Source organism: Bradyrhizobium zhengyangense (assembly GCF_022012555.1).
GTDB lineage: Bacteria > Pseudomonadota > Alphaproteobacteria > Rhizobiales > Xanthobacteraceae > Bradyrhizobium > Bradyrhizobium zhengyangense.
This window is the reverse complement of record NZ_JAKLTZ010000004.1, coordinates 743794-766137: the sequence shown is the minus strand read 5'-3', so window position 1 is coordinate 766137 and position 22344 is coordinate 743794. Positions and strand designations below refer to the sequence as shown.

At 60.3% G+C, this 22344-nt stretch carries 20 protein-coding genes and 1 pseudogene; 9 read left to right on the top strand and 12 right to left on the bottom strand.

Features of this window, described 5'->3' with window-relative positions:
- Positions 1-2: 2 nt before the first annotated feature.
- Together L6639_RS19140 and L6639_RS19135 are read left to right on the top strand one after the other, a co-directional pair.
- A complete protein-coding gene (locus tag L6639_RS19140; protein WP_237863171.1) occupies positions 3-719 on the top strand; it encodes a hypothetical protein in 717 nt (238 codons plus the stop codon).
- Between the two features lie 704 nt (positions 720-1423).
- The gene (locus L6639_RS19135) at positions 1424-2026 is read left to right on the top strand and encodes a hypothetical protein (RefSeq protein ID WP_006022661.1); all 603 of its coding nucleotides are present in this window, start codon (positions 1424-1426) and stop codon (positions 2024-2026) included.
- 50 nt (positions 2027-2076) lie between these two features.
- On the opposite strand, the gene L6639_RS19130 is transcribed toward L6639_RS19135, so the two are convergent.
- The 12 genes and pseudogenes from L6639_RS19130 to L6639_RS19075 form a co-directional block, all read right to left on the bottom strand.
- Complete coding sequence (locus tag L6639_RS19130; protein WP_006022660.1) at positions 2077-2910, bottom strand: DUF2971 domain-containing protein; 834 nt, start codon at positions 2908-2910, stop codon at positions 2077-2079.
- A 41-nt stretch (positions 2911-2951) separates the two neighbouring features.
- The gene (locus tag L6639_RS19125; RefSeq protein ID WP_237863170.1) at positions 2952-3317 is read right to left on the bottom strand and encodes a hypothetical protein; all 366 of its coding nucleotides are present in this window, start codon (positions 3315-3317) and stop codon (positions 2952-2954) included.
- A gap of 253 nt (positions 3318-3570) precedes the next feature.
- Complete coding sequence (locus L6639_RS19120) at positions 3571-4845, bottom strand: DUF4238 domain-containing protein (protein ID WP_006022658.1); 1275 nt, start codon at positions 4843-4845, stop codon at positions 3571-3573.
- Positions 4846-4884: 39 nt separating this feature from the next.
- Positions 4885-6750 carry a competence protein CoiA family protein gene (locus L6639_RS19115; RefSeq protein WP_006022657.1) on the bottom strand — a complete coding sequence of 622 codons (1866 nt, stop codon included), beginning with the start codon at positions 6748-6750 and terminating at the stop codon, positions 4885-4887.
- Positions 6751-6789: 39 nt separating this feature from the next.
- On the bottom strand, positions 6790-8580 hold the full coding sequence (locus L6639_RS19110; RefSeq protein ID WP_006022656.1) for an SIR2 family protein: 1791 nt from the start codon (positions 8578-8580) through the stop codon (positions 6790-6792).
- A gap of 56 nt (positions 8581-8636) precedes the next feature.
- A pseudogene (locus L6639_RS19105) lies at positions 8637-8907 on the bottom strand (ArdC-like ssDNA-binding domain-containing protein).
- Positions 8908-9223: 316 nt separating this feature from the next.
- On the bottom strand, positions 9224-9727 hold the full coding sequence (locus L6639_RS19100) for a GIY-YIG nuclease family protein (protein WP_006022655.1): 504 nt from the start codon (positions 9725-9727) through the stop codon (positions 9224-9226).
- A gap of 18 nt (positions 9728-9745) precedes the next feature.
- A complete protein-coding gene (locus tag L6639_RS19095) occupies positions 9746-10003 on the bottom strand; it encodes a hypothetical protein (RefSeq protein WP_006022654.1) in 258 nt (85 codons plus the stop codon).
- The gene (locus L6639_RS19090) at positions 9994-10674 is read right to left on the bottom strand and encodes a phage exclusion protein Lit family protein (RefSeq protein WP_158267765.1); all 681 of its coding nucleotides are present in this window, start codon (positions 10672-10674) and stop codon (positions 9994-9996) included. The genes L6639_RS19095 and L6639_RS19090 overlap by 10 nt, the downstream gene beginning before the upstream one ends.
- A 49-nt stretch (positions 10675-10723) precedes the next feature.
- Positions 10724-12118, bottom strand: a complete 1395-nt coding sequence (locus L6639_RS19085) for a hypothetical protein (protein WP_006022652.1) — start codon at positions 12116-12118, stop codon at positions 10724-10726.
- Positions 12119-12169: 51 nt separating this feature from the next.
- Positions 12170-13093, bottom strand: coding sequence for a hypothetical protein (locus L6639_RS19080; RefSeq protein WP_024337236.1), 924 nt, complete (start codon positions 13091-13093; stop codon positions 12170-12172).
- Positions 13094-13105: 12 nt separating this feature from the next.
- Complete coding sequence (locus L6639_RS19075) at positions 13106-13660, bottom strand: hypothetical protein (RefSeq protein WP_006022650.1); 555 nt, start codon at positions 13658-13660, stop codon at positions 13106-13108.
- A 93-nt stretch (positions 13661-13753) separates the two neighbouring features.
- Here L6639_RS19075 and L6639_RS19070 point away from each other — a divergent pair, with 93 nt between their 5' ends.
- The 7 genes from L6639_RS19070 (at position 13754) to L6639_RS19040 (ending at position 21856) form a co-directional block, all read left to right on the top strand.
- Entirely contained in the window at positions 13754-14389 is a 636-nt protein-coding gene (locus tag L6639_RS19070; protein ID WP_006022649.1) for a hypothetical protein, read from the top strand.
- A complete protein-coding gene (locus tag L6639_RS19065) occupies positions 14386-15498 on the top strand; it encodes a toll/interleukin-1 receptor domain-containing protein (RefSeq protein ID WP_006022648.1) in 1113 nt (370 codons plus the stop codon). The genes L6639_RS19070 and L6639_RS19065 overlap by 4 nt, the downstream gene beginning before the upstream one ends.
- A complete protein-coding gene (locus L6639_RS19060) occupies positions 15498-16829 on the top strand; it encodes a hypothetical protein (RefSeq protein ID WP_006022647.1) in 1332 nt (443 codons plus the stop codon). The genes L6639_RS19065 and L6639_RS19060 overlap by 1 nt, the downstream gene beginning before the upstream one ends.
- An 81-nt stretch (positions 16830-16910) precedes the next feature.
- Positions 16911-17504 (top strand): DUF6088 family protein, encoded by a 594-nt coding sequence (locus L6639_RS19055; RefSeq protein ID WP_006022646.1) that lies wholly within the window; start codon positions 16911-16913, stop codon positions 17502-17504.
- Positions 17497-18513 (top strand): nucleotidyl transferase AbiEii/AbiGii toxin family protein, encoded by a 1017-nt coding sequence (locus tag L6639_RS19050; protein WP_006022645.1) that lies wholly within the window; start codon positions 17497-17499, stop codon positions 18511-18513. The genes L6639_RS19055 and L6639_RS19050 overlap by 8 nt, the downstream gene beginning before the upstream one ends.
- An 18-nt stretch (positions 18514-18531) precedes the next feature.
- Entirely contained in the window at positions 18532-19836 is a 1305-nt protein-coding gene (locus L6639_RS19045; RefSeq protein WP_006022644.1) for an SIR2 family protein, read from the top strand.
- Positions 19826-21856 (top strand): ATP-binding protein, encoded by a 2031-nt coding sequence (locus L6639_RS19040; protein WP_006022643.1) that lies wholly within the window; start codon positions 19826-19828, stop codon positions 21854-21856. The genes L6639_RS19045 and L6639_RS19040 overlap by 11 nt, the downstream gene beginning before the upstream one ends.
- Positions 21857-22344: the final 488 nt, after the last annotated feature.

The following is a 22344-nucleotide window of genomic DNA, read 5'->3' as shown; positions in this document are numbered from 1 at the left end:
AAATGGACGTCACCCCATCCACGAGCGTCATCCAAGCGCTGCTTAACGGCAGCGTGTCGAATCTCGCGAATCTCGTCACAGCCATCGGCGCGCTCGGTGGCGCGTCCATGGGATTGGTCGACACGACAAAGATGTTTCGCGGCGGACCGTCCAATTTCGGGTTCGGCTTCATCGAAGACGGGCTCGCCCCATTCCTGGATGCGATCGCCTCGAACGCGGCGCCCTTCGGCAAGCACGCGATCCTGCGAACCCTGAAAGGCGACTGGTTGAACGGCGCGGCCAAGCCTGACCAGAAGGCCAAGGCCAAATCGCTCATTCAGCTCAGCTTGTCGCCGGCCAATGCAGCGGCGCTCGCCAATGTCGCGGCGGTCGATGCCGGCGCGTTGCTGTCGGCGGCACAGAAGAAGGCCGACGGGGGGGCCGCCGCGGCCGAAAACACCGGTGCTCTCGCGCAGTTCGAATCCGTGCTCACGGCCGTGATCGATGAAGCCTATGAGCGCGGCGATCAGAAATATCGCAACGCCGCAAAGACTCTCGCCATGGGGACGTCGGTCGTGCTGAGCGAAATCGCCGGCATGTCAATCTGGGGACACTCGCAGGAGAACCTGATCTTCTTCCTGGTCACCGGCCTGATCGCAACACCGCTGGCCCCGATCGCCAAGGACGTCGCGAGCGCGCTTCAGACGGCGGCAACTACTGCAGGCGTCCTCAAGAAGTGACGGCAAAGGCAGGGCTTGTATCAGCGCGCGGCGGCGGTGCTAGCTAACAAACGGCCATCTCGCGCGACCGCACCATCCGCAGCATCGGCTCAAATGACAATATCAGGGCAACGCTCGGCCCGAACGGCGAACCGAAAACCCCGGTTCGTAAATCTGTTCAGGAATGGTGCCCCTGGCCGGCAGTCACCTATTTCCTTAACTATCCGAATTTATGGCGATTTTAGTCACGGATTGCTGCCGATACCAGCAGAAATACCAGCAAGCTGAGACGCGCGGTACTCGCTGGCAAAAAATAAGCCAGCAGGCTCCCCGGCAGCAGGCGCGCCCCATGCCGTTCTGGTCTCCACAAGCGCCACGACCGGAATCGAACCCGGCTCCGACTCGAATCCCGATAGGATCGCCCAAACTTGATATCGCGAGGTCAAGGGAGCGCCTTGTCATGCGTAGTCTTTACACTTTGCCCCACGATGCCGAGCGAGATACGTACCTCGTGTTGAACGACTTCGGGGCGAGTCGGTTGCGCCTGGCCAGACCAACACTGAAAGCGCCGGCAGCGACCACTACGCCCGCGGCTTCCGCTCGATCGCCTCGACCCTGCTTAACGATGAGGGCACGTCGGCAACCGGAAAGCAGAAAGCCGCCGTGCGCCTCCGTTTGGCGTTTGCGTGATAGTGGTAATGAAATCATGACCGCAGGATCATGCCATGGCTGATGTGCCGAAGCTCGTCGAGGAATTGTGGAGCTTAACGCTGCTCGAAGCTATAGAACTCGCCGAGATTCTGAAGAAGAAGTGGCGACCGCCGGAGGTATCTCTAGCCGATATAAAGCGCTATCTTCCGCATTGGCCCGATGCAGTCATTGAACTGTGGCTGTTCTACCTCGCAAACCGCAGCGCTGGCGATACGGGTTGGCCGCCGCCGGAGCCGCTCGGCAATCACGCATGGGCAGCCATCCTTGGATACAGGCCCCTTTCATGGTGGCGAGAGGTTAGCTGGAAGCGCGAAACGACTGACTGTGGCTTTGCAAATCTCTGCCAGGGTACGAAGGTCATTGTGGCGCAGATATTGATGGAGAAAGCAAGCGGCACCATTGATGAGGAGACCGGGAGGCGATTCAAGAGGGGGGCCGATTACCTGATGAAGAATGGCGTCTTCGAAAAGCCGCTAGTTGCGATAAGGCTTCCCGATGGCTTGAGCATCCTCGACGGTAATCACCGGATAAGCGCATTCTGTGGCCTGCAAGAAACCCCCGCCGAATTACTGGAGCCGCGCGGTTTAAAGAAGCCGGCGCCCGAACAAGACCTATAGATTGGGACGCACAGCGGCGGCGAAGTGCCGCTGGATTATCTGCCTAGCCTTTAGGCCGCGCCGTCTACCGCTTTGATGCCGAGCTTGCCGAGTTCATCGCGGAGGAAATCGAGGTCGCAGCCGGGGCCGGGAAAAACCTCCGTGATCGTGCCATCTGTCATGGCCTTTCGATAATCAAAGCCGAGTTCGAGTCCGGGGGCAAATTCCATTTTCGTGCCATCGGCCAAGACAAAATGTCCCATGCCAATCGCCGAAAGCGAAATACGCAACTCGCGCTCATCAGCATAGCTCTTGTCCTTGACGTAGGTGTAGCGGATCGGATTGGGCATCCGATCGATATTTTCCCGCACCTCTTCCCACGACAAATAATCGACGATTCCGTAGTTTACGGAGAATATCTGCTTGCAGGCGTTTCCCCGGTACAGCAGTCCATTCCTGACGCTCATGATCTCATTGATGACGGCACGCAGCTTCGCGAAATCGAAAGCGATGCCGACTTTACCATGTGCGCTGCCGTTCCCGTACTCGTGCCAGATGTAGTCGGAGTTCTCCAGCGAGAAGCAGCACGCATAGGTCCGGTTTCGGCAGCGGTCATAATAGTCCGCCCCAGAGAAATCGGGTGCCCTTTCGAACTTGGCGGCCTCATTGGCGGCGCGATCTTGTTGCAACTGCTCACCGTCATGCCCGTCGGCATTCCGGAAGTCCTTGTAGCTATCGACCCGGTTGAAATAGAGGTATCCGCCGCTCACCGACCGGAGCAGGTTCTCAATCGTCATGATTTTGTAAAGCTGTTGCCCGTCCGGCGGTGCGGTCAGCGTTCCGGCGTGCGGTTCGATGGCCCCCAGCGCGGGGTCGAACGGAGCATTATCGGTGTTTTCGGTCATGGCAGCAGTGTGAGGACTTAGCGGCTGCGCAGATCGGCGGCCTAGCTTGCTCTCGTTTCGACCCTCGGCAGCGAAGCATGATATTCATCTATGCTGTTGAGATCAATCATGGTCTTGCCCCCCATCTTGTAGGCCCTGATCCTCTCGTGGGCGATCAGCTCATAAGCTTTAGTTCTTCCAAATTTGCCATAGCGGCAACCATCCTTGAACTCGACGAGCCGGCGCCGCTTGTTGTTATCACTCTCAACCATGAGTCCCTGCAAGCGCTTCGATGATCCCCCGATAAGATCAAAACCGCGCTGAGTGAGATGCGCATATCCATGGCGCGACGCTGTCGGTGCGGGCTCGCCAGAAGACCTACCGTTGTGGTGGCTGACGAGATTCCTGCTGACCCGTTTCGGCGCCATCTACGCGTAACCCAATTGCCATGCATCGATCTAAATTGTCTACGATGCCAAACAAAGGGTCCCCTGATGCCGCCCCCAAGTCCAGAGTGCTGTAGCGTGCAAATCGGATGGACGAGGAAGCGCGGCTCGCGGACGCTTGTATTGTCACCTAGTGCTTTTGACGTGAGAGGTTGCGCTGCATGCTGTGGAACAGGCCTGTGCTGCCAACTGCTCGAAGTTTGATATCGGGGACCTGCTCGCCGGAAATGGAAGGCTACAAGCGGTTGCGATCGAGACGCTTGCCTAACTCTCTCAAACTGGCATCGCGGTGAACTACGCGGAACCAGCCATCGGCTGTGTTTCCAAGAGGCTCCACCATGGCAGCGCCCAAGGTGCGCATGGGGCGTCCATCGACGTAGAGTTCGACACGGAGCATGCCCTGATCCGATGCCATTTGGGCTAACAATGTGATCTGGCCGGTCCGAGCGGTGATCCCTTCTCCGGAAGGATCGATTTCCTCGATTGTGAGGATCCCGTGATCGGCAGGACCGCGTACTACGAGGTGTATTCCCGATTGCATCTCTGAATGTCGTTTAGACGGCCGTCCCATTTCGCCGAACGTAAGGTGTGTCGTGACGGACCGAAGGTGAGGTTGCTGTTCCAACGCTTCACGCGCGCGATCGAATGTGTCGGTGGCCGCGTAGAGGTACCGCGCACTATGAACCGTTTGCTGATGATTGAGGAACAGGACCGCATCTTCATCAATATCGATCGGATTGCCGGACCTGAGGCCGTCTCTGTATCGGAACACTCGCTCCTTTTGATCTGCCTCGAGACTCGCTTGTTCAGCGAACTCATAGCGCTTCACAATTGTCGGGCAGTGCAAGGCAATCATAATCTCTGGTGAGATCGGCAGGACGACTAGTATGCCGTGCGAAGTAAGTCCGAGTTCCCCATAGGGAAAAGCATTCATCACTGCGGTGGGATGATCAGAGATTATGAACCGATGGTCCCCGTTTGCTCGGTATAAGGCGGGATACAGGCGCAGAAGCGCGACGACCTGCTCGCTGCGATCAAGGAATGTCCGTACTGCGCCGAGGCGCAGTGCTGCATCGGGGGGCGTCGCCATGGTCGGATTCTGATCCGGATCGTAGCCGAGCTGCCGTGTGATCTCCCGAAGACGATCAGCGAGGTGCGCCCGCGTGGTTCGACTGAAATGCGTGCGAAGCATCTGGGTGGCGAACAAGTCGGCCAAAGCAAGCCGATCATCCTCGGATAGCCAGGCTAGCGATTTGCGCGAGAGGATCTCCGCAATAAGCAAAGCCGACCGGGTGTCGACTTCCTGGAACAGATCTTCGAAGTTCCACTTGCTGGCGCCGAGACTGATGGTGTTGAAGTCGTTCTCTGAGCCAGCGTTGAGGATCGAAGTTCGGAATGATCGATCCGTTTGTTTGTCGAGCACATAGAGAAAACGGCGCTCCGCGTCCGCAGAGAAATTTCGAAGCTGCGCCTGTGGTACGAAGTGGTGCTTTTTAGAAGGCCGGTTCATTGTCTCTATGCGGTGTATTGACACAGAACATCCGAGTTCCTATCGACGCGAACGTTTCGTAGGTAGCAGCTCACTACACCGCTGCCGGGTAGCATCATCAACCGTGAACTCCTCCGGCGATTTACCACCTAATTCCCGCCTCCTGCCTCGCATCCATAAATTAGCTCGCTCGTCGTCGTAATACCGGGATTGGGCGAGCGCGGCGAGCTCCGCCACGGCTTTTGCCTTCCGCTCGCTTGCTCGATGCTGAACCTCAATCTCTCTTGCTCGGTAATGGAGCGCGCGGACCGCATCCTCGTGACCAGCTTCGCTATCCAAAGCGACCTCGATGGGAGGGCGTCCCCCAGTGTTAGAGTTTGTCGTCACGAGCCAGAGTTCCGCTTCTCTCCCGATCTGTCGAAGCGCGCGATGCTGCAGATCGGCGACGCGGGCAGCTTTATCTGCCTCGATTTTCGCTTGATTGGCGCGTTGACGTTCGGCTTCTTCTGCATGCTTGCGCTCAAGTGCGCGCGCCAGGGCGCCGTGGTAGGGAAGCCCAAAAAGGTCTAAGCGTTCTCGCGGCGAGAACCGGATTTGCGTCGCGATATTATCCAGGTCGTTCGTGAGCGATCGCCACTTCGTTTCATCGAAGTCGATCGCATCACGAGGTGAATGGCCGCGTTCCGGGAGCATTGAACTCCACCATTGTTCAAATACGAAAGCAGCGGTCTCATCCGCTGGAAGAGTGGCAATCAGCTCCTCAACTAATTGACGGAGCTCGCGCGTACGCTTGACCGGTCGCGCGCGGAGCTCGCGCGCCTTATCGATCCGTGCCTGTAGCGTATGTGAGGGCCGCCAAATCTCAGTCGGATCCGAATGAACGAAGCCAAGGCGCTCGAGTTGCGTTAGATATGCTTCGACGGCCTGGAAGGGGGAGTTGAACGGAATCCCGGCCGCTCGCACCCCACATACGATTTCGTCCGAAATGTCAGCAAACGATGAGTCGAGCCATCGTCTGCTTCGGAGTGCCGCGAGCCCATTTCGAGTTCGGAAAGGCGTTTTCGTTGGAGCGAGCAATGCTTCCAGAATAGCCGCTTGCCATTCCGCAACGGCCACTGTGAAGCAACCAGCCCCATATACCGGCAGATTGATGAGGTCGGCGAGGCCGTTTTTCCGGGCCGAAGATTCGCATGCCCCGCTTCCCGGGGATTCTGACGGTGAACGATGGCGATAGGAGCCGCGGTAATTTTCGATTTGCGTCCGCCTCTCCTCTGCTCGCTGTAGCGCTCTCACTTCGAGGCGTGCGCGCGCTTCACGTTCCCGCGGATTGTGCAGCCATGTTCGCGGCGCGTCGTAAAGTATCCGGTCTCCGATCTCGCTGAGCTTGTGGTCGCGGTACTGGGAGAGGTCGATCTCGATTGCGCCGACATCCATCGCTTGGATCCGGGCGATTTTTATTGAGTCGCACGGATGAGTGACCTTGAATTCTACGATGAGCCTGCGATCGCGTAAGAGCAGCACGACGTCGGGAACGATCTGCCCATCTTTGGTTTCTAGGATCGCTCGATCGAAAGTACGCTTCGCCGCCCGGACAACAACTTCGCGATCCTTCTGCTCCTCCACGACCTGCGCTGGCAAAGTAATTTCCAGGCGCTCATCCAAAATGAGTTTCGCAAACTTATGCAGGGCCGTCTCGCCGGCGGACGCGCATGACCGGCCATCTTGCTGAGCATTGTGCGCAAAATGGTGGGCCTGCACATCTCCCTTTTTCGCAACCATCCGCCTTCCGCAGCCGGGACAGACGCAGTTGCAGGCGAGCCCGGAGGGCACCTCGCCAATATGCAGGAGTCGACCATCGGCAGATTCGGCGACGAAAGCGCCGCCTTGCTCCGTACAGGCAAACAGTTCTCTCAGGCGTATAGACATCGTCCGGCTGCTCCCTGGCCGGTATCGCCAGGTGGAGTGTCAGCGCCACTCCATCCATCGTGCTACCCGTGATAGGTTTTCCAAGAATAGATCGAGGTATGCTTCACTGCCCAATGCGAACCCTGCTTTAAGCAGTTGTTGCCTGGTAGGAGTTGATTTCAGCTCGTGTTCTATTGAGCGTCGCCCCTCGCTTCGCCAGCCGATGCGACCGACAGACATCCTAGCCTTCCTGTCGCCGTTCTCCAGTTGATCCTTCAGTGCCCTTTCACTGTTCTCTTCAAGGTGGACCAACGCCCCCAGCGCCTCAAAACGATCGAACAGCAGAGCATTGTCTGTGGGGACGCCCAAAAACGCCGTGCCCCACTCGAAGGATACGTCGAATAGATGGTCGCTGAGTGGTGTTTTTCGGCGGTTGTTGCCTGTCGTGAAACCTTCAACGTTATTCCAGAGATTGTCGTCTGACCCCCTCCAGTCCCACAGGAAGAGCGAATTCACGAGACGTTTTGGGTCCCGCTCGTCCCTAGGCATCGAGAGAGAAAACAGGTCATGCAAGGTCTTCCAACGCTCTGCTCTCGCAAGTCCGAGCCCATATGCAGTCATGAGCAGAACGGCCGGATACGTCCTTAGATCAAGCCATATATTCAGGCCGCTGCCCACCTTGTTCGCCCTGGCAACGACGCCGCGGATCGTATCGGCAATGAGTGCAAGCTCGGCGTCATCCCCCCATCGTCCGAGAACACCAAAGGCTTTCGCGAGCGGCTCGGTAGTGGCCTCATAGAGTTTAAGGCGTCGGCGGAATTCCTCAACGGACCACACACCCTGCGGAGAGAGCTCCTTCGCGTCGAGGCGGTCGAAAAGCTTGTTAACTTCCTGTGTGATGACTTCATCGAGTCGAATGCGAAATTCCGGCCTCGCAACGTACCGCTTGATAGAGCCGACGAGGATATCAATCGTCAGCGGACTCTGCTTCCGAGTCTCGGCGAGTGTTTTCACCAGCTCGGCCAACTTCAGAAAAAAGCTATCGGCGTCGGCAACCGGAATGGTCACAGCCTTACGCTGACTGATGATGGGCTCTGCGCCGCTCCCAACTTTCCCCCGTATGCTCCAGAAAGTAGGGTAACGCCTGTTAGGAGCGCGCAACAATGCTGCCCGTAGCGCGTCATCCCACTCGCCTGACCAACCGCAAACTATAAGACCGTGCTCATCCAAAATGCGGTCGAGCAGCGCATCGTATTGCGGCGGATACACGCCTAACTCTTCGTCGGTATTCAGGATGCGTGCATCCTTGTAGTCACCATGAAGCTTCAGCACGTAGCACGGGCTATGTGTGAGCGGCTCGGCTCCTGACAAGCTGTCGACGGAGGTGACGACAGTTGGCTCAACGCCAACTTCTCGCAGTGCATTTTCTAATAGCCGATCGAAATTGGTCGTTAGTATCACTCGGACATACCCGTCGCGAACCAGGCCCGCGATTGCATGGTGCGCGGCTGTCGGAAGTTTCTTACCCTCTGCACGATCGTCTTCGTCAGGCTCGATGTACGAATGTAAGATGGATCGCCGTTCGGCAGGCGAGGCCGCCAGTCCTGCTAGAATCGCTGAATAATCGGGTTCCGCACCATACGTTTTGCGATACCACGTCGCCCAATCGGACTGATTCTTGACGCCTTGCGCGAGCGCGACTCGTCGAACTAGGTCCAAAGTGATTTCCCATCCAGTTGGAATCCCGGCTGCACGAGAGAGACCAGAGCCGAGAAGCAAAGCATAGACACCCTTGCTCTCGAACATCGAGAATGCGAGCTGAGTAATCGGATCGCTTGATAAAATGCTCATGGCAGGCGCGAATCACTAGGAGGGAAGGGTCCGAGCATAGCAAGATTGCGCAGCAATCAATCGCCGCTCGCGCCTGCTCGGGCGCGCCGCTTCTCGTCGTCGGGTACGAATCGGTCGGCGTACACGACGGACGTGCCGCGCTCGCCGTTGCGGACATTGCCGCCGAGCGCGAGCGCCTGGCGGAAGGTGGGCCCGCTCTGGCCCGAAAAGCCGTGCCGCGGCGCTCCAAAGGATCAGCACGTTGATCCCGGAATAATTCCGCCCGGTCGCGGCGTTTGGCAAGTGGCGCCTTCGCAGCCGCCGTCCTCCAAGGTTGGACCCAGGCACGCGCCCGGCCTCAAGTTCTGCGATGATATTGTCGGTAAGTTCATCGTATAGCTCGCCCGGTCCTGGCCAGCCCGAGCTTGTCAGGTCTTTCTGGACATCACCGATCTCCGCGACCGGCGCCGGGGCCCCTCTTTCAGCCCTCAACCCGTCACGGCGAAGCCGGTCCGCACTCTCACTCTGAAGGGGGCGTTGCGGGGGCTCCCCGCAAAAGGGGGCGGCTGAGACGAAGGCCGGCCGCAGGGGATGGCGTTCCCCTCAGAAGCGCAAAGCCGGGTTTCAGCTTCTCAGGATTGGCATCTTTCCGCCTTTCAGGACATCACTCGTCCGGCGGATACTCACGCGGATCGAGCTCGGAAAAGTCGGTCAGCGTGTCGCATCGGATGCAATAGTACATCTGCGAGGCTTCCTGAAAATGCATGCCGCATAGACATCCGCAGAACGGGCAGCATTCGTCGATTTCCAGATCGGCCCATTCCCACACGCCGAGGTATTCGGGAATGGCGTCGCGATCATAACCGACGATCTGGAAAGCATCGGCGTTCTTGGCGACAAATCCAGCGCGGCCGGCGCGCTTGAGAATGGCCAGGATGTCACCCGGCTCGATGTCGAACCATTCTCCACGCACATGGGTCGATCCAAAATGCTTGTGCAGCTCTCGTTCAAGCTGGAAGGCGTCGGTCGCTTCGATCCACCCGAGCAGTCGCAGCTCCAAAGGATTCCCCGTGTGGAGGTTGCGCTGGCGCGCCTCGATGTTCTTCGCCACGCCGATCTTGATCGGGGAGCATCCGTTTTCATCTTCGCCAATGAAATAGACCGGCACGTCGCGCTCCCCGCAGCGTCAACGGAGCCGGTCGAGCAGGGCCTCGACCATTTCCTGATTTGAGTACGCGATGATGTCGAGCGGCCGGCCCTCCTGCCTCATCAGCGTGATCAAAAGGCAGGCCGTGAAGGGCCAGAAGGACGAGCCGGGCGGCAGATTGTAGCCTCCGATCATCGCCGTCAGCCGCTCGGCGATCGGTGGATACTGCCGATTGCCCCAATGCGCGTGGGTCGGCGTCATCGCATGGATGATCACGGCGGCGAGCGCTATTCCCATCGCGCGCTTCTGCTGGACTTGAGCGTAGTTGTCCTATGCTCCTTCGCATAGGCGGCGAGGCCGCTGGTCATGAACTCGCGGGCCCAGTTATCGCAGCCGATTTCCTCCTCGGGCAGTGTCGACGGTGCGCTCTTGTCGGCGCAATACATGACGTGCCGGAATTCGTGCAGCAGCGCGAAGGCCAGGGCAAACGCGACGAGGTCGAACATCGTCTTGTGCTGGACATCTCCCAAGCTGTCGCGGTCAGCGGTCGGCTCGGGGATGTCCGCAGGCCAGGAAATCTGTGCGGTCTGTTCGGCCGCGATGAGCGATTGAGCGGTGCTGACGCGCTGCTTGTAATCGAATTCGTATTGCCCCCGTTCGGCATCGATCTTGAGGGCCTGATCAAGCGGCATTCCGGTCCATGTCGCCACCAGCAGGGCCGGCGAATACACCTCGATGGCACGCCATGCGCTGAAGCCGAGCAGCCAGAAAAAGTCGATCGTCTTGGTGTCGAACTGGATGCGCTTGTCATCGGCCTTCATCGTCACGCCCTTGGTGCTCGGCGCGACTTCCACACCATGACCATACTGGCTCCATAGGCCGCTGATCTCGTCGGCGCGCTCGGGTACAGCCCCGCGCAGGAGATGGAGGACGATGGTCCGGTCGGATGGTTCCGTTTCCATGTTCAACGATGCTCCTTTGATGGGCGAGGACGGCGACGCATGCATGGCGGGCAGATCATGGCCGCTCGCTTTCGCCTTGCGCGCCGGCCATGCGCAGATGAGTGATCGATGAAATGACCGAGTTCGCCCACATGGTGTTGCACTCGACGTCGCCGCCGCGCTCGAACCAATGGGTCGCGCCGGGTATGAGATCGAAGGGAATGGGGTGCGTCGCCTGTGGGTTGTGAAAGACCTCCAGTTCCTGACACCAGGCTTCGCCCCAAGGCCAGAGCGCTTGGTATTCGGCGCTGTCGACCGACAGATCGAAATCAATGGGCTCCAGCGCGCCCGGCGTTCGGTCGAAGAGAATGCCGCGGCGGGTCATCGTGAGGCCCGGCGGCCGCCATCCAGCGAGAAAGCCCATGCGGTTGAATTTGGCGAGCGTCGCCGCGTTGCTGAAGATGACGGCAGAGAGGTGAGCGAAGTCGGGATCGCGGAATAGCCCGGCCGGAATGCCGTGCCTGCCCGTAAGATTGTTGATCGGCGTGCCGATCGCACGTCGCCCGGCGCCTTCGCCTTCGACATCTGCCCGCAGGCCGTAGAGATAGGTCGGCAAAGCCTCGCGGCTCCAAACCATCGAGCCGGATTCATAGAAGTCAGCGATCGCCAGAGCGAAGGGTATCCCCTTTACATGATCCAGCTCATGATAGTTGCGCTGAAGCTTGCCGCGCAGCGTCTTGGCGAAGCGCTCAGCTGGCGCGCCGGTTAAGCGTTCATTTCGATCGACCGGAGCATGCACCCAGTCCCCGATCCCGCCGGAGCGGGGCGTCTCGGAATTCGCGGTCACGGCTTCGATCCAGCAGGCGGCGCCATCGTTCTCGATCAGGAAGTCCGGTGAGACATGCTTCTGCCGGACGATCAGGCCTTGCTCGCGGAAGCAGGCAAGAAGATAGAGTTCGAAGAGGCGGGACGCGAAATTGCTGGTCTGCAGATCGGGGACGAAATTGGCATCCGGATTGGGAAGCGCGAGGTAGCATTCGCCGACCGCCATCAGCGCCGGGAAATGGCTGATCGTGCTCGTCAGCAGGTCGAACTCCGGCGATGTGCCTCGCGATCCGGTCTTCAGCAGAAGCGGCCGTCGCCGTGCGCCCGGCGGCAATGGCTCGGGCGGCTCGCCAGCGCGCATGCTGATGGTGAGCTGATCCAGCGCGGCTTCGGGAGTGGGATAGGGGCCGCCTTCATCGACGCGGACCCAGCGATGATCGACACGCCTGCGCAAGGCCAGGGCGGTGAAGGTCCCGCGCTCCGGATCGAGGAGGATGCAGCCGCTCGCGCTGCCGTGTCCGGCTTGATAGCTCCCGAAGATCTGCGCGGGATCAAAATTGGGCCCACGTTCGAGCGACAGCGCATAGAGCTCAAACTGCCGCTGGCTGATCGGCGTGATCAGTCGCTGCTCATCGCCGACGGCCATGATCAACCTCACGGAACGGAAGGCGCCAGACGCGGGCACTCGGGCGCATCGTCATGATGCCTCCGCTGCGGCTTGCGCCAGAATGTCGTTGGCCTCCCACTCGTCGCCGCGCGGCGTGATGACGAACTCGCGATCCCAGACGCCCCAGCTTGTCGCCAGCGGAACCTGCGCCAAGGGGTTGTGGACATAGGTCAGCGGGCGGCTTCGACGCGAGAGGTTGCCGAGGCCAACGCGCGACCAGATCACACCTGAGATGTCAGCGAAACGCTCGTCGAGAAACGCCGTGCGCGGGATCGGATTGCGTTCGCGGTCGATGAAGGGGGCCGGGTGAAATCCTTCGTCAACGACGTTGCCGGTCTCGCGATCGATGGTGATGTAGGCATCTCCGATCGGAAATAACGTGGTCATGATCAGCGGCAACGGCTGGTCGGCGACATAGACGCCGAAGCGGCTCGCACTGATCGCGATGATCCTCGTGTCTTCCGGGCCGATCACACCCTGTTCGAGATAGCGCGCGATCCTCTGCGCCTTGGTCCAGAACGCCCCGGACGTGCGCAACTGCGCCTGACGGATCGGTGCGGCGAAGAGGCCGCCGCCCTCGTTGAGGGGGACCGGACGCACGATCTGGTCAGGACCCGGTGCGCCTTCATCTGGGGTAATGGCCTCGATCCAGATTCGGCGGCCATCTTCCAGGACGCAGAGGTCCGGCTGACCGCCTTCGCGCTGGCGCTCGACGACGGGAAGCAGGGTGCGGCCCGCCTCGAGCAGCGTGCAGCCCAGATACATCTCCCAAAATCGGCCATCGACATCGCGTGCGAAACCCTGCCGAAAGTCGGGGTCGGCATAAGGCTCGTAACGCCCCCACATCTCTTGCAGCATGGCGTGAAGCTGCTGCTCGATCGGAAGCTCGGCGGCTTTCAGGTTTTCAAACCCGCGATCGAGATTGGCGCCGTCGACATCGAATAGATCAGTCATCATCTGCTCGTCTCATGCCCGGCGCAGCATCCGCTCGATGCGAACACGGTGGAAGCCGTGCGAATGGACCTGCTGACGAAGCTGCTTGATGTCGTTGACGCCGAACGCCACCGCCGCTTTTAGCGGGCTGGCGAAGGTAGCGTAGAAGGTCCAGCGCGCGCCGTTCGGCAGCGTCGGATTTTGCCGGCGATCGGTGATAACGACGTCGCGCGGATCACTGCTGTTGCGGAAGGCGTGAAAGGTGAACCAGTCAGGCCGGCGATAGCGTGCCGCCTTGCTGAAGGGCACCGACTGAACTTTCACATCGGTCTGGTCGAGCACCCAATCTCGCTGCTCCAGGATCTGCCGCACCATATGGCCGACCATCTGCTTCACGCGGTCGGCCAAGACCTCCTCGCGGAATTCCGCCAGGAGCTGCTCCTCGATGCCTTCGACCGCGGGCTTGCCGAGTTCGGACGCGGTCTCCAGGCGGGCGACGTTTTCGGGCCGCGTGAGAAAGGCCCAGATGCGCTGGCCAAGTTCGGAGGCGTAGAGCGACGCAAATTTTTCGGGGCTATAGGTAAACATGACAGGCCTTCCTTTACCGGGCAAATATGGCCGGTTATAAGCTCCTGTCAATGGTGCGCGCTGCGCGTCCGCAGATATCGCGGGGAGGCTGGATTGGATTTCGAGGATCTCGTGACGGCGCTCGAGCCGCCGCCGAACCGCGCCGGAAAATCGGACGGCGCCCACGAACATCATCTGTATGAGGGCGCGGTGATGGTCGCCTACGCGATGCACTTGCTCCGCACGCAGGGCGCACGGGACGTCCGTGTCCATCCCGACGGCGAGCACGGAAAGCAGTTCGATTTCGCGGGCTGGCTGGGGCGGCGAGCGTTCACCAAGGTCTCCGGCGTCGGTAGCACCGCCTATGGCGGAGTCTATCGAAATCCGGCGGGCCAGACGATCACCGTCAACCCGAAGTCCGGGCTCGGTGATGTCGTCGCGAATATCGGCGACCACGTCATCTCGGCCGAATGCAAGGGCGGCATTATCAACGCGCGGCATCCAGGCCAGTTGTCGCGGCTCTACCGGGGTCTTTGCGAGACCGTAGGCCTGCTGATGGCCACGCCATCGCAGGGGCGTCAGGTGGCCGTGGTTCCGCTGACGGACGGCACCTTGCGCCTGGCCGAGCGGCTCGCGCCGCGGTGCGCCTTGGCCGGCATCGAGATCGCGCTCGTCGGCAGCCGCGGCGAGGTTTTGGAAGTGAAAGCTAGAGAGGCGGCCAAGCAGGCGGCGGAAAGGAACGACACGTGAAACGGGTGCTGACTGTCGGGCTGACTTACACCGGCGACAAGATCGATGGCGTGGAGATCGAAAATCTCGGGCTCTGCCAGCCCGATGTCGATCGAGAGCGGGCGGCCTATCCGCTCTACGAATACGACACGATCATCATCAATCCGGAGAGCTACACGCATTTTCTGTTCGGTAAGGCCGGAGAGTTTTCGAACGAACTTTACGAGCTGGGCAAGCTGAAGGGGCAGAATGACCGCTACGACCTCGACTCCGCCTTCGATGGCGAGGACCGACGCAAGGAGATGGAGGCCGCGATTGCGGGTGGCGCGACGGTCGTTTGGTGCCTGTCCGAGCCGAAGCGGGTGAACTTCTTCGGCTATCGCGAAACCCATCTTGGATATGTGGCGCCGAAAGTGGCGAGTTTCGTAAAGCGTTCGGAGCTTCTCATTAAGAAGGGGCGCAGGATGGGGCCGGTCGATCTCGACAGCCCCTTCGCGCGCTATTTCGAGGTTCTGTCGCGGACCGGCGGCTGGACGCTGTGCCTATCCGATCCCGGCGAAGGCTATGGGTCGATCGCCGCGACGCCGGAGGGCTACAGCCTCGGCGGTCAGCTGATGCTCGGCACCCCGACGGGCTGGCTGCTGACGCCGCCGACGTCGCAGGAAGCCCAGAACCAGCTCGTTCGCGACAGCCTCGCGTTGGAGAAGGCCGATCCGGCGCATGAGAAGTATCACGGCATCTTCCTGAGCCATACTGGCGTCGACAAACCCTTCGTGCGCCAGCTTCGCAAGGATCTGCTCGCTCATGGCGTAGAGCATGTGTGGCTGGACGAGGCCGAAATCGACATCGGGGACTCGCTGATCGCCAAGATCGAAGAGGGGATGAAGCTCAGCCGCTACATCGCCGTCGTCCTGTCGAAAAAGTCGATCGGCGCTCCTTGGGTGAAGAAGGAGCTCGACGTGGCGATGAACCGCGAGATCGCGAGCGGCGAGGTGGTCGTGCTGCCGCTGCTCTACGAGGAATGTGAGCTGCCAGAGTTCTTGAAAGGCAAGCTCTACGCCGATTTCTCCAAGCCCGAGGAGTACGAGGCGGTCCTCGGCAAGCTTTTGCGGCGGCTCCGGATCTCCTGATGAGCGAGACGGGTCCGAGAATGGCGATGCTGATGGCGATGACGGACCTGTGGCGCATACGACCGCCCGGGCCCGACAATATTCTTGCGCACCCGGCCTTCATGCGGCTGCGTGAGATCTGCCGCGACGACTACCCAAACGCCGGCAAGAAGGGGCCGAACTTCGCGCTCTCGACGGCATTGCGGGCGTTGGGCCTTCCATGTCACCTGCAGAAGGACACGGCCCATCTTGCCATGCCTGTGGAGGAAGCGGCGAAGGGATTGGACGCGGCGCTGCGCGCTACCCGGGCCAGGCGCATTCACCTTGCGCCGCTCGATCTTGCCGCCGACCTGCCGCCGCACGCATTCGGTCCGGCCAGGGTGTGCCGGTTGAGCGCCGACGAGCTGCGCGGCGTGATCGATGCGCGCCGGCTGAGGCGGCTTTATCCGCGTCAGGACTTCGATGCCGAGCGCTTCGCCGAATTCCACTGGCTGATCGTTGAGGAGGTCGTGGTGCTCGAGCAGGAGCCGGAGGAACGCGCGGTCCCGGTCCTGTTCATGGACCTGAGCCTAGATCTGGGGCGGGTCGAACCGCATCAAGGGCGGTTCCCGACTGCCTTGGAAGAAGCGCTGTTCTTCCTCCTGCTGGCCCCCTGGGAGAGCTGGTCGACCATGCAGGAAGTCGATTGGCGGGGCTTCCGTGTGCCATGGGTCTACACGATCGACAGCGACATCTTCGTTCGTCCCAGTTCGCCGCCGTCCCCCGACACGTTGAGCTGGGAGGACCGGGTCTACGACGATGGCTATGGCGGGACATACGAGGAAGAGCGCCCGGTCGAGCTGCACCTAGAAGAGGATGCAAAGACCGAGCTGACGGTGTGGGACCAGAGCCGATGGACGACCGTCGAGCAGGCGAAGCAATCGGTTTTGTTTGAGACGCCGATCCCTCACTTCCTCGTCCGCGCGTTCCTGGCCGAGGGCGTGGATGAATTCCTTGCGCACATCACGACGATCGAGGCGGCGCTCGGCTTGCGCGCGGACTATCAGAAGAATTTTCGCATCGCGCCTGACCGCCACAAAGGGATGCGCGCCACGAATAGAATTCGGGGACGGGTGGCCGGCCTGCTGGGCGATCGACGCTTCGCCGATCAGTATGAGCAGCTCTTCAACGTGCGAAGCGCATTCCTGCACGGCCGAGCCATGACCGCCATCTCGACGAAAGAGCGGGTGATGGCGCGGTCGTTGGCCCGCCAGATCGTCGAGGCGTTGATCCTTGCGACGCTCGCGGGGCCGATCAGCTCGCGGGAGGATTTCCTGGATGGTCTACTCGACAGGGGTTCGCCCTTGATCTAGCCGAAATAGACGGCTCCCCAGCAAGTCCGCTGGCTTGAAAACTGTCAGAAAACCGCGTATATTTCTGACAGGAGAACGGCCATGCAACGGTTAACCGAACAGATTCTCGCGCATGCCGAAGGGTTGCCGGAAGGTACGCCCGTGGCGGCTAAGAGCTTGCTTCACCTCGGTAATCGCGCCGCGGTGGATCAGGCTTTGTCGCGTCTGACTGAGCGGGGCCAACTGATCCGGGCCGGTCGCGGCGTCTATCTCCGTCCCATCACGAGCCGGTTCGGAACGAGGGCCCCCTCCGTCCAGCAAGCGGTCGAGGCGCTCGCCAACCAGCGCGGCGAAGTCATCGTCCCGAGCGGGGCGGCGGCGGCCAACACTCTCGGCCTGACGACCCAGGTGCCGGTTCGGTCGGTCTATCTAACCTCCGGCCGCAGCCGAACGATGAATCTCGGCAAACAGGTTGTCGAACTTCGTCATGCTCCGCGCTGGCAACTCGCCCTGGCTCATAAGCCGGCTGGCGAGGCGGTGCGGGCGTTGGCCTGGCTTGGGCCGGAGAAAGCGGAAGCCGCCTTGAAAACGTTGAAGCGGAAGCTCTCGCCGTCCACTTTCAGCGAACTGGTCGCGGCAGCGCCGCAGCTTCCGACCTGGCTCGCGCGCAGCGTAGGAAAGGCGGCGCATGGCTGACGCCTTTCTCCACCTTCCGGTCGCTGACCGCCGCGAGGCGCTAAGCGTCGCGGCCGATCAGTCGGGACGACCGGCGCACCTTCTCGAGAAGGATGTGTGGGTGGTTTGGGCGCTCGCCACGCTCTACGGGTCGGCGCTCGGCGAGCATCTGGTGTTCAAGGGCGGCACGTCACTGTCGAAGGCCTATGGGGTCATCCGGCGGTTTTCCGAGGACGTCGACCTGACCTACGACATCCGGGCGATCGCGCCCGACCTGGTGGACGGCAACGGCGAGGCGTTGCCGAAAACACGTAGCGAGGAGAAGCGCTGGTCGAGCGAGGTGCGCAAGCGCTTGCCGGATTGGGTGGCGGGCACCGCGCAGCCGGTCGTCGCGGACGCGTTGGCTGCCGCGACGTTGGCGGCTGCCGTCCGCGTGGAAGGCGAGAAGCTGTTTGTCGACTACGAGGCGACCACCGCTGGCTCGGGCTACGTCGCACCGAGTGTGATGCTGGAGTTCGGGGCGCGATCAACGGGCGAGCCGGCGAGCCTCCGCGACATCAAATGCGATGCATCCGGCCTGGTTGAAGGCGTAACGTTCCCAACAGCGCGGCCGCGCGTGATGCACGCCGAGCGGACCTTCTGGGAGAAGGCGACGGCTGTCCACGTCTTCTGCCTCCAGCAGCGGCTGCGCGGTGATCGCTTCGCACGCCACTGGCATGACATAGCGCGTCTGGATGACGCCGGCCTGGCGGATGCGGCTTTCGCCGATAGGGAGCTGGCGAACGCGGTCGCGCGCCACAAGGGCATGTTCTTCGTTGAGAGGGCGGCCGATCGAAGTCCGATCGATTATGCGGCTGCCGTGAATGGCGGTTTGCAGCTCGTGCCTGGCGGTGATGCCGCGAAGGCGCTGGAAGAAGATTATGGTCGCATGGTCGAGGACGGTCTGCTGTTGGAAGATGCTGAAACCTTCGAGGTCCTCATGGCGCGGAGTGCAGATGTCGCGCGCCGGGCAAACGAGGCGGCGAAATAGAGATTTGGGGGGAATGCGGTGGCGGATGCAGACAAGACGGAGCCATCGAAGCTCACATTCAAGTTTATTCGCGGCGTCGAGGGTGAGAAGGCTGATTATGATTGGCCTGATGGGGCGGATATTGTCAGAAAGGCGTTGGCTGAGTCACTGAATGCCAAAAATGTGGCGTTCCTCCTGGGAGCTGGCTGTTCTTCGTCGTGGGCTAATGACAAGGAGGTCGGCATCCCAACGATGGCGCCCCTCGCGAAGGAATTCACGGCGGCACCGAAGGAAGGGGATCAATCGTTCCCGACAGCCGACGAACGTGATGCTCTGTTGAAGCAGTTTGGAATCGACCTCGGTGCCGCGGAGTATGCGCGCAACCTAGAGCGGCTGATGGAGCTTCTTTTCAGCCTGCGCTTCGTCTTAGTGCGCAGTTCGCTGAGTGATGCCGCCACAAGACTCAAGACTGTCGAATCGATCATCAAGAAGGTTCAAACATTTCTTTGGGCCAAATGCACGAACGGCGCCTTCGCGAATGGCGACCATACCGTCGTTGGCCTTTATGAATCCTTCTATCGCAAGCTTGTGCTGCGCGACCGATCTCTTCCGCGTCCTTGGGTGTTCACCACGAACTACGATCTCTTCAACGAGACCGCAATGGATAGGCTCGGCCTGCCATACACGAACGGCTTCTCCGGCGTTGTCGAACGGCGGTTCAATCCAGCGACGTTTCGGTACGCCCTCGCTGAACAGCTCGATGTCACCAGCCGCAAGTGGTCTGCGGTCGATGGCTTTGTCTATCTGTGTAAGATTCATGGGTCCATTAGTTGGACAGAGGACGATCACGGACTTTTCCCGATCCGAGAAACGGCCGTCTCCAAAGAACCGGGCAAGGTGATGATCTATCCGACGCCTGCCAAGCAGAATTCGAGCCTTGGGTCTCCCTATGCCGATCTGTTTCGGGAATTCCAGTCACGCATTGTTCGCGAACAGAGCGTGCTATTTACGATGGGGTATGCCTTCGGCGACGAGCACATCAACAATATCATCTATCAGGCCCTGACGATTCCCACGTTCCGGCTCGTGATCTTTGTAGATCCAGATTTGGACGGGGAGATTGCGAAGCTTCGCGCGCTAAATGATCCACGAATTTGGATCATTGGGGGTGCCGGACGCAGCGCCGGACGCAAAGCCCATTACTTCGACACCATTATCGAAGAGTTCATGCCGCAACGCCCGAGCGAGCGCATTGATGACGCCGTTCGGAAGGTGATCGAGGCGATGGCCCCGAAGAAGGAGGCCGCGGCTCCCCAGAAGGGGGAGGATGACGATGAGTCGTGACGATCGGAAGCGCGCAATCGGCAAGGTGGTCTCGGTCGCGGCCGACCGTTTCGTGATCGAGATGCATGCGGGCACCGACAACTTCACCGTCGTCGGATTCGACGACGTTCACTATGTCGCCAGGCTCGGATCGTTCCTGATGGTCGCGGTGCAAACCGAGTACGTGGTTGTCGAGGTCGTCGGCCTGCGTGAGCGCGACGTTGGTCATGTTAGTCGCAGTGAAGGGGAGCTGGATAAGGCTTCTTCGGCGAAGTACCTCGATGTCGTTCCCGTCGGGATGCTGCCTCAAGATCGGCGCGAAAGGTTTCGCTTCGGCGTCTCCGTGTTCCCGTCACTCTACGGCGACGCACTGTATGCGCTGGACGCTGAACTGGATCGAGTCTTCGAAACCGATCATCCTTCGGAGCCTACACCCCCGATCGACAATGTTCCACCCACGCCACCTGATGCCACCCGCTATCGCGCATTGACGATCGGCCGGTCCGTCATATTCGAGGGTTACGACGTTAAGGTCAGGATCGATGATTTCTTCGGCGGACACACTGCCGTCCTGGGAAACACAGGGAGCGGGAAGTCCTGCACGGTCGCATCGGTCCTCCAATCCTTGTTCGAAAAGGCGGAAGAACACCATGCTCGCGGTGCCACGTTCGTCGTATTCGACGTCAATGGAGAATATGCGAAGGCGCTGTCGCCGCTCGCAAAGCGCAAGCAGATCGGCGTGGACCATGTCATTCTGGACGGCACCGCACGCACGGAGCGTTTTCGTCTGCCCCATTGGTTTCTGGAGCAGTCAGAGTGGGAGCTGCTTCTGCAGGCCAGCGAGCGCACCCAACTACCGATACTGCGCATGGCGCTCGGGCTGGCAACATTGTTCTCAGCGGGCAGCGCGGCGGAGCTGAAGGGGATCAAGAACCACATTCTGGCAACCTGCCTGAGCCAAATTCTTCGTGACGACACAGGCAGTCCGTCAAAACACGATCGCATGGTCGGTCTGCTGCAAAGATTCAACACGCCGGAGATCAACAATCAAAAGATCGCGCCATTCATCAAAATCGGCTTCGGCCAGATGGCCAACCCTGCCGGTTTAACAACCTATTTGTTGGGAAACGCCAATGGCGGCGGATTTATCATCGAAGGTTTGAAATTCCCGGCATATGCCAACCTTCCCTTTGAGTTTTCCGCGTTGGGAGAGGCGCTCGATCTGGCGATCCTATACGAGGAGGCTCACGGTAACCGTCAGATCCGAGATTACTGCTCGCAGATGCTGACGCGTTTTAAGTCGCTCGAGGAGCGACCTGAATATGCGTTCCTGCGCTACGACCTTCAAGGAAGCCAAGCTGGGCCGTCGCTCGAAAACTTCCTTGAGCAGCTCCTCGGTTTGGCACGCGACGGAGCGGGTTGGGTCAAACGCAACCAGATCGTCATCATCGACATGAATGCGGTGGAGGATGAGGTTGTCGAGCTCGTAGCGTCAGTGCTCGCTAGAATGGCCTTTCGGCTGCTCCGACAAGCAGATCCACGCAATCGGTTTCCGATCCATCTGCTTCTTGAGGAAGCGCATCGATACATCGCGGAGAAGCCATCCCGCTATGCCATAGACGCCAGCAGAGTTTACGAGCGGATTGCCAAGGAAGGGCGAAAGTACGGGCTGTTCATTCTCGCCGCTTCGCAGAGGCCCAGTGAACTCTCGAAGACCATTCTTTCGCAGTGCTCGAATTTCGTCATCCATCGAATCCAGAATCCCGACGACCTTGCTCATATACGGCAGATGACCCCGTTCATCTCCGAGGCGGTCCTGAAGCGGCTCCCGTCGCTTCCGAAGCAGCATGCGCTGGTCTTCGGCACCTCCGTGAACCTTCCCACGACCTTTCGCGTGCGCGACGCAAATCCTTTGCCTGCAAGCGATGACGCGAGAATTAGAGATTTGTGGTTCCATGAGGAGGGGCGAGCGGCTCAGGTTCGCATTACGCCGGCAACTTTCGAACATGGCGATGATAGCGTCGCGGCTGAGGGGAAATGAGTCGACGATCGATAGTTGTCGAAGGGCCGCTTGCATTCCGTACAGCGCGGATCGCTGCCGCACAGCGAGCGGATTCTGGGCTGCAGATTTTCACACTTCCACTGCTTGCTGCACGTCTCGCCGGAGGCTTTAACCGACCGGCGCGATCCCAGGACCTCGACCCAGCCATTCGCGCTGCACTCGCCGCCGGCGGCTTGACGGAGCTCGAAGGTATCCGTCAGCTTCCGGGCACGACACGGTCAATCGCCCGCACGCTCGCAAAGGTTTGGCAAGCCGACCTCGATCTTGAGGGGCTCGCTAGCCACAATGCTCGGCTTGCCGAGCTTGCGGAGGTCGAGCGCCGCGTTCGCGCCAACCTCCCAGCAGGGGTTCTGACACCGCGCGACTTGCGCGATGCCGCAATTGCGCACGCGGCCCATGCGGCTGCAGCGCTCGGGTCAATCGATATCGATCAGCTCAGTGAGATTGCATCGGTCTGGCGTCCGCTT

Bases quoted from the DNA above. Each gene is read 5' to 3' on its own strand.
- L6639_RS19120 (WP_006022658.1), bottom strand. From the start codon at position 4,845: ATGAACCGGCCTTCTAAAAAGCACCACTTCGTACCACAGGCGCAGCTT.
- L6639_RS19060 (WP_006022647.1), top strand. From the start codon at position 15,498: ATGAGCGAGACGGGTCCGAGAATGGCGATGCTGATGGCGATGACGGAC.
- L6639_RS19115 (WP_006022657.1), bottom strand. From the start codon at position 6,750: ATGTCTATACGCCTGAGAGAACTGTTTGCCTGTACGGAGCAAGGCGGC.
- L6639_RS19050 (WP_006022645.1), top strand. From the start codon at position 17,497: ATGGCTGACGCCTTTCTCCACCTTCCGGTCGCTGACCGCCGCGAGGCG.
- L6639_RS19110 (WP_006022656.1), bottom strand. From the start codon at position 8,580: ATGAGCATTTTATCAAGCGATCCGATTACTCAGCTCGCATTCTCGATG.
- L6639_RS19055 (WP_006022646.1), top strand. From the start codon at position 16,911: ATGCAACGGTTAACCGAACAGATTCTCGCGCATGCCGAAGGGTTGCCG.
- L6639_RS19135 (WP_006022661.1), top strand. From the start codon at position 1,424: ATGGCTGATGTGCCGAAGCTCGTCGAGGAATTGTGGAGCTTAACGCTG.
- L6639_RS19080 (WP_024337236.1), bottom strand. From the start codon at position 13,093: ATGACTGATCTATTCGATGTCGACGGCGCCAATCTCGATCGCGGGTTT.
- L6639_RS19095 (WP_006022654.1), bottom strand. From the start codon at position 10,003: ATGGGAATAGCGCTCGCCGCCGTGATCATCCATGCGATGACGCCGACC.
- L6639_RS19040 (WP_006022643.1), top strand. From the start codon at position 19,826: ATGAGTCGTGACGATCGGAAGCGCGCAATCGGCAAGGTGGTCTCGGTC.
- L6639_RS19130 (WP_006022660.1), bottom strand. From the start codon at position 2,910: ATGACCGAAAACACCGATAATGCTCCGTTCGACCCCGCGCTGGGGGCC.
- L6639_RS19075 (WP_006022650.1), bottom strand. From the start codon at position 13,660: ATGTTTACCTATAGCCCCGAAAAATTTGCGTCGCTCTACGCCTCCGAA.
- L6639_RS19125 (WP_237863170.1), bottom strand. From the start codon at position 3,317: ATGGCGCCGAAACGGGTCAGCAGGAATCTCGTCAGCCACCACAACGGT.
- L6639_RS19140 (WP_237863171.1), top strand. From the start codon at position 3: ATGGACGTCACCCCATCCACGAGCGTCATCCAAGCGCTGCTTAACGGC.
- L6639_RS19085 (WP_006022652.1), bottom strand. From the start codon at position 12,118: ATGGCCGTCGGCGATGAGCAGCGACTGATCACGCCGATCAGCCAGCGG.